The organism is Streptomyces albireticuli (genome assembly GCF_021228125.1).
GTDB classification, from domain to species: domain Bacteria; phylum Actinomycetota; class Actinomycetes; order Streptomycetales; family Streptomycetaceae; genus Streptomyces; species Streptomyces albireticuli.
This window is the reverse complement of sequence record NZ_JAJQQS010000009.1, coordinates 314,788-326,773: the sequence shown is the minus strand read 5'-3', so window position 1 is coordinate 326,773 and position 11,986 is coordinate 314,788. Positions and strand designations below refer to the sequence as shown.

The 11,986-nt window shown below is 72.2% G+C and carries 10 protein-coding genes; 2 read left to right on the top strand and 8 right to left on the bottom strand.

The window, feature by feature from the left end:
- Window positions 1-479 precede the first annotated feature (479 nt).
- Complete coding sequence (locus LUZ64_RS19055; protein WP_095583716.1) at window positions 480-1,094, bottom strand: hypothetical protein; 615 nt, start codon at window positions 1,092-1,094, stop codon at window positions 480-482.
- Between the two features lie 97 nt (window positions 1,095-1,191).
- On the bottom strand, window positions 1,192-2,649 hold the full coding sequence (gene ahcY, locus LUZ64_RS19050; protein WP_095583717.1) for an adenosylhomocysteinase: 1,458 nt from the start codon (window positions 2,647-2,649) through the stop codon (window positions 1,192-1,194).
- 423 nt (window positions 2,650-3,072) lie between these two features.
- On the opposite strand from ahcY, the gene LUZ64_RS19045 reads away from it, so the two are divergent.
- The gene (locus LUZ64_RS19045) at window positions 3,073-5,073 is read left to right on the top strand and encodes a fructose-specific PTS transporter subunit EIIC (RefSeq protein WP_308251428.1); all 2,001 of its coding nucleotides are present in this window, start codon (window positions 3,073-3,075) and stop codon (window positions 5,071-5,073) included.
- Between the two features lie 168 nt (window positions 5,074-5,241).
- Here the strand turns inward: LUZ64_RS19045 and LUZ64_RS19040 are convergent, their stop codons facing one another.
- The 6 genes from LUZ64_RS19040 to LUZ64_RS19015 all read right to left on the bottom strand — a co-directional run bounded on the left by LUZ64_RS19040 (window position 5,242) and on the right by LUZ64_RS19015 (window position 11,239).
- The gene (locus tag LUZ64_RS19040) at window positions 5,242-6,210 is read right to left on the bottom strand and encodes a cation diffusion facilitator family transporter (RefSeq protein ID WP_095583489.1); all 969 of its coding nucleotides are present in this window, start codon (window positions 6,208-6,210) and stop codon (window positions 5,242-5,244) included.
- Window positions 6,211-6,308: 98 nt separating this feature from the next.
- Window positions 6,309-7,514 (bottom strand): mannose-6-phosphate isomerase, class I, encoded by a 1,206-nt coding sequence (manA, locus tag LUZ64_RS19035; RefSeq protein WP_095583490.1) that lies wholly within the window; start codon window positions 7,512-7,514, stop codon window positions 6,309-6,311.
- Between the two features lie 144 nt (window positions 7,515-7,658).
- Complete coding sequence (locus LUZ64_RS19030; RefSeq protein WP_095583491.1) at window positions 7,659-8,822, bottom strand: SIS domain-containing protein; 1,164 nt, start codon at window positions 8,820-8,822, stop codon at window positions 7,659-7,661.
- An 83-nt stretch (window positions 8,823-8,905) separates the two neighbouring features.
- Complete coding sequence (locus LUZ64_RS19025; RefSeq protein ID WP_087927871.1) at window positions 8,906-9,094, bottom strand: Trm112 family protein; 189 nt, start codon at window positions 9,092-9,094, stop codon at window positions 8,906-8,908.
- Between the two features lie 237 nt (window positions 9,095-9,331).
- Window positions 9,332-10,690, bottom strand: a complete 1,359-nt coding sequence (locus tag LUZ64_RS19020; RefSeq protein WP_095583492.1) for a phosphomannomutase/phosphoglucomutase — start codon at window positions 10,688-10,690, stop codon at window positions 9,332-9,334.
- 63 nt (window positions 10,691-10,753) lie between these two features.
- A complete protein-coding gene (locus tag LUZ64_RS19015) occupies window positions 10,754-11,239 on the bottom strand; it encodes a DUF3499 domain-containing protein (protein WP_095583493.1) in 486 nt (161 codons plus the stop codon).
- Between the two features lie 227 nt (window positions 11,240-11,466).
- Here LUZ64_RS19015 and LUZ64_RS19010 point away from each other — a divergent pair, with 227 nt between their 5' ends.
- Window positions 11,467-11,961: a metallopeptidase family protein gene (locus LUZ64_RS19010; protein ID WP_095583495.1), complete on the top strand. Its 495-nt coding sequence runs from the start codon at window positions 11,467-11,469 to the stop codon at window positions 11,959-11,961.
- The last annotated feature ends 25 nt before the right edge of the window (window positions 11,962-11,986 follow it).

Here is an 11,986-nt window from a genome sequence, read left to right as displayed (position 1 = left end):
GCGTTGACTTTTGGCACGCTGTTGAGTTCTCAAGGAACGGACGCTTCCTTTGTACTCACCCTCTCGGGCTTTCCTCCGGGCGCTTCCCTTCGTTGTTTCCAACCTTACCAGATCCGTTTTCCGTTCCGTTTCCGGTCCGAATTCCGTTTCCGGCCCCCTGTTGGAGCGGGGTTTGCCTTCGGGCTTTCGCTCTCCGGCCTTTTCGACTTTATCAGAAGCTTTCCGGGCCGAGCTAATCGGCCTTTTCGCTTCCGATAGGGAATCGAGGTGTTCCGTGCGAATTCAATCCGCCACCGGAACGCTGTAGACACTAACCGTTGCGGCGGAGCCTGTCCAGCTCCCGGCAACCGTTCGAATCTACCTCCCCGCCTCCCCTGTGTCAACAGGTTTGTTGGGGCGAAGAGGACAGTACCAGGTCAGAGGGGCCGGACGCACATCGGCGACTACGGGCTGCGATCGGGACACCTCGTCACGCGAAGTCACGCGAACGAGGACGGCGGGCTCTCCAGCTCCTCCAGCTCGATGCCGGGTGCCGAGAGCACCACGTCACCGGCCAGGTGCACGCTGTACTGCTCCCCCGTCTCCAGGTCGCTCACCTGGTATTCGTCCACCTCCAGCGGACCGCTGTCCGTCTCGTGCGCCGTCCTGCCGAGCAGGGCCCACGCCTGGTCGAAGGTGCGGGGGGCCAGCACCGGGGACGTGAAGCCGACCAGGCGGACCCGCTTGGCGCCCTCCCCGGGCGACGGACGGACCAGCCGGGCCAGCGCCACGTAGAAGGCCGGTGAGGCGCCCGTGAAGGCGTGTGCCGCGACATTGCCCTCCGTGGCGTGCTCGCCGGAGGGATCGGTCCGCACCCAGGTGACGCCGTCGAGGGCGGCGCCCTTCACCTGCCAGCTCGCCGCGTGCAGCTGGACCCGGATGGGCCGGCCGAGCTCGTCGAGGGTGAGGTCGACCGAGCCGGTGTGCTCGCCGGACGGGGCGGTGAGCTGCGAGACGTAGCGCCAGCCGGACGGGCCCGTGGCGCAGTGGAAGTGTTCCGAGCCGAGGGGCGTGTGGTCGTGCGGGTCGTGGAGGGAGTAGCGGCCGCGGGGCATGGTGTGGTCCTTGACGGGAAACGGGGCAGGCCCCCGCCGAGGGCGGGGGCCTGCGTACCGGCTGAGGGTGCCGACGGGGTGCCGTCGGCGGGCCCGGTCAGTAACGGTAGTGGTCGGGCTTGTACGGGCCCTCGACCGGGACACCGATGTAGGAGGCCTGCTCCGGGCGGAGCGTGGTCAGCTTGACGCCGAGGGCGTCGAGGTGGAGGCGGGCGACCTTCTCGTCCAGGAGCTTGGGCAGCACGTAGACGTCGGTCGGGTACGACTCCGGCTTCGTGAAGAGCTCGATCTGGGCCAGGGTCTGGTCCGCGAACGAGTTCGACATGACGAAGGACGGGTGGCCCGTGGCGTTGCCCAGGTTGAGCAGGCGGCCCTCGGACAGCACGATGAGGACCTTGCCCTCGGCGAACGTCCAGGTGTGGACCTGCGGCTTGACCTCGTCCTTGACGATGCCCGGGATCTTGGCCAGGCCGGCCATGTCGATCTCGTTGTCGAAGTGACCGATGTTGCCCACGATGGCCTGGTGCTTCATCTTGGCCATGTCGGCGGCCATGATGATGTCCTTGTTGCCCGTCGTGGTGACGAAGATGTCGGCGGTCTCGACGACCTCGTCCAGGGTGGTGACCTGGAAGCCGTCCATCGCCGCCTGGAGGGCGTTGATCGGGTCGATCTCGGTGACGATGACCCGGGCGCCCTGGCCGCGCAGGGACTCCGCGCAGCCCTTGCCGACGTCGCCGTAGCCGCAGACGACCGCGACCTTGCCGCCGATGAGGACGTCGGTGGCGCGGTTGATGCCGTCGATCAGGGAGTGGCGGCAGCCGTACTTGTTGTCGAACTTCGACTTGGTGACGGCGTCGTTCACGTTGATCGCCGGGAAGAGCAGCGTGCCCTGCTGCTGCATCTCGTACAGGCGGTGGACGCCGGTGGTGGTCTCCTCGGTGACACCGCGGATCTCGGACGCCAGCTGGGTCCACTTCCGGGGGTTCTCGCCCAGCGTGCGGTTCAGCAGCGTGAGGATCTGCGCGAACTCCTCGCTGTCCGCCGTGGACGGGTCCGGAGCGGCGCCGGCTTTCTCGAACTCGACGCCCTTGTGGACCAGGAGGGTGGCGTCACCGCCGTCGTCCAGGATCATGTTCGGGCCGCCGGTGGCGGTGTCGGGCCAGGTCAGCGCCTGCTCCGTGCACCACCAGTACTCCTCCAGGGTCTCGCCCTTCCAGGCGAAGACCGGCACGCCCTGCGGGTTCTCCGGGGTGCCGTTCGGGCCGACGGCGATGGCCGCGGCCGCGTGGTCCTGGGTGGAGAAGATGTTGCAGGACGCCCAGCGCACCCGGGCGCCGAGGGCGACCAGGGTCTCGATGAGCACGGCCGTCTGCACGGTCATGTGCAGCGAGCCGGTGACACGGGCGCCGGCCAGCGGCTGCGCCTCCGCGTACTCCTTGCGGATCGCCATCAGACCGGGCATCTCGTGCTCGGCGAGGGTGATCTCCTTGCGGCCGAAAGCGGCGAGGGAAAGGTCGGCGACCTTGAAGTCCTGGCCGTTGGAGGTGGTGGTCATACGGGCTGCTCCTCCTGAAGGGGCGAGCGAGAGTGGGTACGGCTGTGCACGCGGTCAGGCCGCCTGAACGGGTGGCCGGACGGCAACCGTCCGGGTCCGGTCGGGCGGAGTGCGGACGCACTCGTCCCCTGGCCGCAGCGCAGTCCGTCGGAGGCCCTCTCTCCCTCGGCCGGCCCGTCGCGCGGGCCGCCCGACCGCCATCAGCAGCGACGTCTGGCTCTGGTCACGAATCTACACCTGACGGCCCGGTGAGCCCCAGCCCCTCTCGGCCCCGGCCCGGCGGCCCACCGAGTTCCGCGCGCCCGACGCAGCCTGACGATCCGGCAGGTACGCGCTTTGCTCCGCAGGTCACGTGTTGCAGGATGCGAACAGCGCGGGGACGCGGCACGCTCCCGCGCGCGATGACGTTGTGAGGAGATCCACGTGATCAGTCCAGCCGATCCTCCCGAGGGCGCGGGGGTCCGGGGGCCGGGGCTCAAGCTGCTGGCGGTGACCGCCTGTCCCACCGGCATCGCCCACACCTATATGGCGGCGGAGAAGCTGGCGCAGGCCGCGCAGGTGCTCGGCCACGAGATGAAGGTGGAGACACAGGGGTCGATCGGCGCGGAGAACGTGCTGACCGACAACGATGTCAGAGAGGCGGACGGGATCATCGTCGCCGCCGACAAGGACGTCGACCTGAGCCGCTTCGCCGGCAAGCGGGTCCTGGTCGTGGGGGTCGCCGAGGGCATCCACCACCCGGAGCGGCTGATCGACCGGGTGCGGTCCGCGCCCGTGCACCGGGGCGACGGGGCGGGCGCGGGGGCCGCCGGACCGCCGGGCGCGGAGGCCGGCAGGGAGCGCGGCGTCCTCTACAAGGCGCTGATGAACGGCGTCTCGTACATGATCCCGTTCGTGGTCGTCGGCGGTCTGCTGATCGCCGTGTCGCTCGCGCTGGGCGGGCACACCACCCCCGAGGGGATCGTCTTCCACAGTTCCTTCTGGCAGACCGTCAACGACATCGGCGTCATCGGCTTCACGCTGATGATCCCGATCCTCTCCGGCTACATCGCCTACGCCGTCGGCGACCGGCCCGCGCTCGTGCCGGGCATGGTCGGCGGCTGGATCGCGAGTCACGGGGAGCTCTACGACAGCGAGGCCGGAGCGGGGTTCATCGGGGCGATCGCCACCGGCTTCCTGGCGGGCTACGCGGTCCGGTGGATCCGGAAGGTCACGGTGCCGGAGTTCGTCCGGCCGATCATGCCGGTCATCGTCATCCCGATCGTCGCGACGAGCGCCGTCGGGCTGTTCTTCGTCTACGTGATCGGGCGCCCCATCGCCTGGGTCTTCACGCATCTGACGGACTGGCTGGGCAGCCTGACCGGCACCAGCGCGGCGCTGCTCGGGGTGCTGCTCGGCCTGATGATCGCCTTCGACATGGGCGGGCCGGTCAACAAGACGGCGTTCCTCTTCGGCGCGGGGCTGGTCTCCCGGAACCCCGAGATCATGGGCATGTGCGCGGCGGCGATCCCGGTGCCGCCGCTCGGCCAGGGACTCGCGACGGTGCTGCGCCGCGGGCTGTTCACTCAGCAGGAGCGGGAGACCGGGCTGGCGGCGCTGTTCATGGGCTTCTTCGGCATCACGGAGGGCGCGATCCCGTTCGCCGCCGCCCGGCCGGCCCGGGTCATCCCCGCGAACATGCTGGGCGGCGCGGTGGCCGGCGCGGTCGCGGGCCTCGCGGCGGTGAAGGACAGCGTGCCGCACGGCGGGCCGATCGTGGCGGTACTGGGCGCGGTCGGCGGGGTGCCGATGTTCTTCGTCGCCGTCGCCGTCGGCACGGTGGTGACGGCGCTGGCGACGGTCACGCTGATGGCCCTCGGCGGCGGGGCCGCCCCGCGGATGCCGGGTGCCGTGGCGGCGGCACCGGCGGTGCCGCCGGTGCCGCCGCCGGTGCCGGGCGGCGGGGCCACCGAGGCGGCGGGCGGCGCGTCGGCACTGTCAGGTCACCTCACCGAGGCGTCCGTACGGCCGTGGCTCGCCGCCCGCTCGAAGGAGGCCGCGATCCACGAGCTGGCCGGGCTGCTGGCCGCCACCGGCCGGGTGACGGACCCGGACGGGCTGGTCGCCGCCGTGCTCGCGCGGGAGGCCCTGGGTACCACCGGTCTGGGTGAGGAGATCGCGATCCCGCACGCCAAGACGGACGCGGTCTCGGCTCCGGTGGTCGCCTTCGCGCGGTCCGAGGAGGGCATCGAGTGGGGGGCGCCGGACGGGACGAGGGCGCGGCTGATCTTCATGATCGCGGTGCCGGAGAGGATGGCGGGGGATGAGCATCTGCGGATTCTGGCGATGCTGTCGCGGAAGTTGATGGATCCGGGGTTTCGGGAGCGGTTGCTTTCCGCGGGTGGTGTGGGGGCGGTGGTGGGGGTGTTGGCGGAGGTGTCGTAACCGGCGGGTGCGGGTGCGGGTGAGCGGGGAGGGTGCGGGTGGGGTGCCGCTGCGCGGGGCCTTGTCCCCTACCCGCCCCTTCCCGAAACCGGGGCTCCGCCCCGGACCCCGGTCCTCAAACGCCGGGCGGGCTGAAATTCAGCCCGCCCGGCGTTCCGTGAGTGGCCCTCAGTGCCCGGCCGGGCCCCCCGGTGTCGCCGTCGGGTCCGCGCCCGCCGCCGCTGCCCGTTCGTCGTAGATGTCCGGCTCCAGGTAGATCACCCGGGCGATCGGGACCGCCTCGCGGATGCGGGCCTCCGCCGCGTCGATGGCTCGTGCGATCTCGACGGCGGTGTCGTCGTGCCGCACCGCGATCTTGGCGGCGACAAGCAGTTCCTCGGGCCCCAGGTGGAGCGTGCGCATGTGGATGACGGCGGTCACCGTCTCGCCGTCGACCGCCGCGGCCCGGATCCTGGCGAGGTCCTCGCTGCCGGCGGCCTCGCCGAGGAGCAGGGACTTCGTCTCCGCGGCCAGGATCAGCGCGATCAGGACGAGCAGGGCGCCGATGCACAGCGTGCCGATGCCGTCCCAGACGCCGTCGCCCGTCGCGAGCGAGACGCACACGCCGCCGAGGGCGAGGACGAGGCCCACGAGGGCGCCGAAGTCCTCCAGCAGGACGACGGGCAGCTCGGGGGCCTTGGCCGTGCGGATGAACTGGCCCCAGGACTGCTTGCCGCGCAGCTGGTTGGACTCCTTGATCGCGGTGCGGAAGGAGAAGCCCTCCGCGATGATCGCGAAGACGAGCACGCCGACCGGCCAGTACCAGTGCTCGATCTCGTGCGGTTCCTTGATCTTCTCGTAGCCCTCGTAGAGGGCGAAGACGCCACCGATCGTGAACAGCACGATGGAGACGAGGAATCCGTAGATGTAGCGCTCGCGGCCGTAGCCGAAGGGGTGCTCCTCGCTCGCCTTCTTCTGCGCCTTCTTGCCGCCGAGCAGGAGCAGTGCCTGGTTGCCGGAGTCGGCGACCGAGTGCACTCCTTCGGCGAGCATCGACGACGAGCCGCTGAACGCGAACGCGACGAATTTCGCCACGGCGATGGCCAGGTTGGCGCCCAGCGCGGCGACGATGGCCTTGGTTCCGCCTGATGCACTCATATGTGCGGGTTGTCCCTTCCGCCCCAGCAGTTGCTTTGCTTTTCCTTTACGGCGGGCCATTGTTGCAGCAGCCGGGCGGGGTTTCGGGCCGGATCGCCTCAGAGAGCGACAGTGGCGCGGAAGACGGTGGCGCCGTCGCCGCTGAGCTCGACGCGCTCGTCCGCCCGCGCGAAGGCGGACTCGCCCTGCCGGAGCGTCAACCGGGTGCCGTCGTCGGCGCTCAGGACGGCGGTGCCCGCGGTGCACAGGAGGATCTGCGGGGCGCCCGTGGGCAGGGTGGCGGGGGTCTCCGACGCGGGGGCGAAGACCTGCCGGGAGAGACGGAACTCCTCGACGGGCGTCGCGTAGACCTCCTCCCCGCCGGCGTCGGCCTCGGGGCGCAGGACGGCGGGGACGGTGCTCTCGAAGCGGACGACGCGGAGCAGTTCGGGGATGTCGACGTGCTTGGGCGTCAGGCCGCAGCGGAGGACGTTGTCCGAGTTGGCCATGATCTCGACGCCGAGGCCGTCGAGGTAGGCGTGCGGCACCCCGGCCCCCAGGTAGAGGCCCTCGCCGGGGTTGAGGCGTACGTGGTTGAGGAGCATGGCCGCGACGACGCCGGGGTCGCCCGGGTAGTGGCGGGCGATGGATGCGTAGGCGGCGTACGCGGCCCGGTGCGGGCCGTCCTCGGCGGCGAGCCGTTCGGCCGCCGCGCCCGCGGCCTCGACGGTCTCGGCCATGGCGGTGTGGTCGGCGCCCAGGACGGCGGTGAGGACCTCGCGCAGGGCGTCCGTCTCGGGCCGGGCACGCAGCAGGTCGACGTAAGGCTTGAGGGAGTCGACGTCGAGCGCGGCGAGCAGCCCGGCCGTCTCGTCGGGGGCCCGGAAGCCGCAGAGGCCGTCGAAAGGCGTGAGGGCGACGAGCAGCTCGGGCTTGTGGTTCGCGTCCTTGTAGTTGCGGTGGGGGGCGTCGTGCGGAATGCCGCGCGCCTCCTCCTCCGCGAAGCCCGCCTTCGCCCGGTCCAGGTCGGGGTGGACCTGGAGGGAGAGCGGCGAGGCCGCGGCGAGGAGCTTGAGGAGGAACGGCAGCCGCGGGCCGAAGCGCCGGACGGCGGCCGCCCCGAGCTCGGGTCCGGGGGCCGCGCCGATGACGTCGCAGAGCGGTACGGGGCCGGTGCCGCGGTCGACGCGCGAGGGGGCGCCGGGGTGGGCGCCCATCCACAGCTCGGCCTGCGGCTCGCCGGTGGGGGCGGTGCCGAGGAGCTCGGGGATCGCGGTGGTGGAGCCCCACGCGTAGGGGCGCACGGTGTTGGCGAGGCGGTCCATGGGAGCGGTTCCTGACTGTTCGGTACGGCCTTGGGGCGTCCTTACGGTGGGCCGGGTCCGGATCACCGCCTCCACGGTGCCCCGGTCTCGCGCTCACCGGGCTGCCTGACGGTTCGTTCTAGGGGTTCTTACGGTTCTACGGTTCTACGGGGTGGAAGCGAGCGCCAGGTAGACAGCGGCGAAATCCGTGATGGCGAGCAGCTCCGCGGCGGTCTCCAGCGGGCTCTCCCCGTCACCCGCCTGGAGCTCGCTGACGGGGGTGTCGCGCTGGAGGGCGAGCTCGCGGGCGGCCGGGGCGGGTGAGGTGACGTCCGGCTCCCGTTCGCGGAGGAGTACGACGCGGGCGTGCAGGGCCTCGGGGTCCTCGACCCGGTCGCGGAAGAAGTCCTCCGGGTCGGCGCCCGCCGCGAGGTCCCCGGCGAGCAGGGTGCTGTGCGCGGTGAGGGCCTCGGGAAGCTCGGCGGCGAGCGCGGGGCGGCCGGCGAGCGCGGCCAGGACCGTCGCGAAGTGGCGGCCCGTGGCGCCCGCGAGGTCGCCCTCGGTCCAGATGAGCGGCATGGTGTCGGCCAGCTCCGCCGCCAGGGTCTTGGCGGGGTTGCTGTAGGTGGCGATCGCCGGCCCGCAGCGCTCGGCGACCTGGTCGAGGCGGTCGGCGAGCGCCTCGATCGCGCGGGCGTCCGCGGCCAGCAGGCCGATGCGGTCGGCGAGCGCGAGCAGTGGGGTGAGCAGGGACCAGAGGATGCCCGGGCCGACGGGCAGCGCGACCTTGTGGGCGGGTGCCGCGGGCTCCTCGCCCGCCGCACGGGCCTCGCTCGGCGAGCTGGTCAGGGGGATCGCGAGGCCGCGCGCCTGGGTGGTGGCGTCGGCCAGCGGGGAACCGGCCGGGGTGACGCAGACGACGGAGCAGCCGCGCCTGTACGCCTGCTCGAGCAGGATCGCGAGGCCGGGCTCCGTGCCGTCCGGGCTGGCGACGAGCAGCAGGTCCAGCGGGCCCGTCCAGCCGGGGAGCGTCCAGCGGAGCGCGCCGGGGGCGGGGGCCACGCCGGTCGGGCGGATCAGCGCGACCGGGGCGCTGTCACCGGCGAGGGCGGTGAGCAGATCGGCGGTGCAGCCGCCGGCGGGGCCGGGACCGGCCACCAGGACGGCCCGTGGGCGGCCGTCGGGCCTGAGGGCGCCCACGCCCGCCTCGGAGGTGTTCCGGGCGGCCGTGCGGACCCTGGCGCCGGATTCGGCGGCACCGCGGAGCAGGCCGTGGACATCGGCGCGGGACAGGGCGTCGGGGTCATCGAGGAGCGACTCGTCGAACACCGTTGATCAGCCTCCGATCGCCGTGGCGCACGCGCTCGCCGTCGCGTACGCCGTACGGGTTTGCCTGGGCCGGACGGGCGGGGTCAGGCCGGGCGCCGGGCCTCGTCCACGAGCAGCACCGGGATGCCGTCCCGGACGGGGTAGGCCAGGCCGCAGCCGCTGCCGCCCTGGCACACCAGCTCGGGGGTCTCCTCGGTGGCGCCTTCCTCGCGGAGGGGCGCGTGGCACGCCGGGCAGGCGAGGATCTCCAGGAGACCGGCTTCGAGCGGCATGGGGGTTCCCTTCGGGATGTGCGTCTCTGTCCGGCCAGCCTAGTCGCTCACGCCGGGGGTGCGGGATCGTGGCACGGCCGGGGTGGATCCCGCCGGAGGCCCGGCGGCGCGGGTCGCGCCGCGTTCCGGGGCTCTGCCCCGGAACACCGGTCCTCGAACGCCCCCGGCCACCGCCGGGGGAGCCCACGGGCGGGCCGGATCAGTCCCTGCGCGGGGTCGCGCTCCCGGCGCCCGGGCTCACGCCCGGACGATCGCCAGGACCTCGTCGCGCACCCGCGCCACCGTCTCCGCGTCGCGCGCCTCCACGTTCAGCCTGAGCAGCGGCTCCGTGTTGGAGGCGCGGAGGTTGAACCACCAGTCGGGCGTCGTGACGGTCATGCCGTCCAGCTCGTCGATCGTGGTGCCCTCGCGGCCCTCGTACACGGCGCGGACCGCCGCCGCGCTGGCGGCCTGGTCGGCGACGGTGCTGTTGATCTCGCCGGAGCCGGCGTAGCGGTCGTATTCCCGGACGAGCTCCGAGAGCGCCCCGTCCTGGCCGCCGAGCGCGGCGAGGACGTGGAGGGCGGCCAGCATGCCCGTGTCGGCGTTCCAGAAGTCGCGGAAGTAGTAGTGCGCCGAGTGCTCGCCGCCGAAGATCGCGCCGGTGCGGGCCATCTCCTCCTTGATGAAGGAGTGCCCCACCCGGGTGCGGACCGCCTCGCCGCCGTGCTCCTTGACGACCTCCGGCACCGACCACGAGGTGATGAGGTTGTGGATGACCGTGCCGCCGGGGTGCTTGGCGAGCTCGCGCGCGGCGACGAGGGCCGTGATCGCGGACGGGGAGACGGGCTCGCCGCGCTCGTCCACGGCGAAGCAGCGGTCGGCGTCGCCGTCGAAGGCCAGGCCGATGTCGGCGCCGGTCTCGCGGACCTTCTCCTGGAGGTCGACGAGGTTCTTCGGGTCGAGGGGGTTGGCCTCGTGGTTGGGGAAGGTGCCGTCGAGCTCGAAGTACATCGGCGTGAGCTCGAGGGGCAGGCCCTCGAAGACCGTGGGGACCGTGTGCCCGCCCATGCCGTTGCCCGCGTCGACGACGACCTTCAGCGGCCGGATGCCGCTCAGGTCCACCAGCGAGCGGAGGTACGCGGCGTAGTCGGCGAGGACGTCCCGCCGGGTCAGCTCGCCCGGGGTGGCGACGGGCTCGGGGGCGCCGGAGTCGGCCCAGCCCTCGACGAGGGCGCGGATCTCGGCCAGGCCGGTGTCCTGGCCGACGGGGGCGGCACCCGCCCGGCAGAGCTTGATGCCGTTGTACCGGGCCGGGTTGTGGCTGGCCGTGAACATGGCGCCCGGCATGTCCAACTGTCCGCTGGCGAAGTACAGCTGGTCGGTGGAGCACAGCCCGATCTCGGTGACGTCGACGCCGCGCGCCGCCGCGCCGCGCGCGAAGGCGCGCGACAGGCTCGGCGAGGACGGACGCATGTCATGACCGACCACGATCGCGTCCGCGCCGGTCACCTGGGCGAAAGCGGCGCCGAAGAGCTCCGCGAGCGCCTCGTCCCACTGGTCGGGGACCACGCCGCGCACGTCGTACGCCTTCACGATCTGCGACAGATCAGCCACAGCCAACCCCTCCTGGAGTCCGGTACGGGAAGACAAACCTACCCGGAGGGACGGGAGACGCCGTCAGGAGTCGGGCGAGCGCAGCACTCTGAGGTGGCCTCGGCGGGCGACCTCCATCGGATCGGCCTCGCGGCCGGCCGGGGAGGGGGCGCCGGAGGAACCGCCCGGCGGGGCGAGGCGCTCCTGCGGGCGGGCCGCCTCGCGCACGGCGTTGGCCAGCGCTTCGAGATCGTCACCGCTGGGGCGGGCGGGGCCGCTGTCGAGGGCGAGCCGGACCACGTCCCAGCCACGGGGGGCGGTCAACCGCTCGGAGTGCTCGGCGCACAGGTCGTAACAGTGGGGTTCCGCGTAGGTGGCGAGCGGTCCGAGAACGGCGGTCGAATCGGCGTAGACGTACGTCAGCGTCGCGACGGCCGGGCGGCCGCACGCGGTGCGCGAACAGCGACGTACAGGGCTCACGAGGTTGGACGGTACCGCACTCTTGAGCGGTCCGCGACGACTCTCCCCCGGCTCACTCCTCCGTGTCGTCCCGGTTCGTCCCGTCGACACCGTTTCGCCACCGGGCCGTTGACCTGCGCGGAGACCGTCGAACCGGATTTCGGCGGGTCGAAAAATTGTCATGAAGCCGTCCGTACAGTGTCATTCGGCATGGATCGACCGGTCCGCTACCTGGCCGCAATTGATCGCAGAGATGACCGGAATGTTCATCCGGCGACATGCTGTGGATGCGCGATCACTACGTGCGCACGGCCGACCGGCGGATACCCTCAGGAGTGATGGACAGCCCCGTACCTCCTCGTCACTCCGCATCGCGCCCGCGTCACCGAGACCGTCACGGACGTGGCATGCGCGGTCCGATCGCCCCGCCCCAAGTGCCGCTGTCGGTCAGCCGCGGCGAGGCGTTCGTCGATCTGGTGCACGACTCGGCGGAGCGGCTGGAGCGGCGCTGGCCCCAGCTCGCCGCCGTCGACTTCGTCGTCCGCGAGGTGCCGGTCACCCTCCGCGACGCGGGGGCGCCGCCCGCGGATCCCGACGGGCCGGAGGGCCTCGACGTCTTCGACTTCGACGGTGAGTCCGTGCCCCTCGGGCGGTACGTGCCCGCCCACGGCGACGCCCCCGACCGGATCGTGATCTACCGCCGTCCGGTGGAGATCCGCACCAAGAGCCGCGACGAGCGGGCGCTGCTCGTCCACGAGGTCGTGGTGGAACAGGTCGCCGAACTCCTCGGGCTCGCGCCGGAGTCGGTGGACCCCCGGTACGGGCAGGACTGAGCGGGCCGGGCGGGGCGTTCCGACG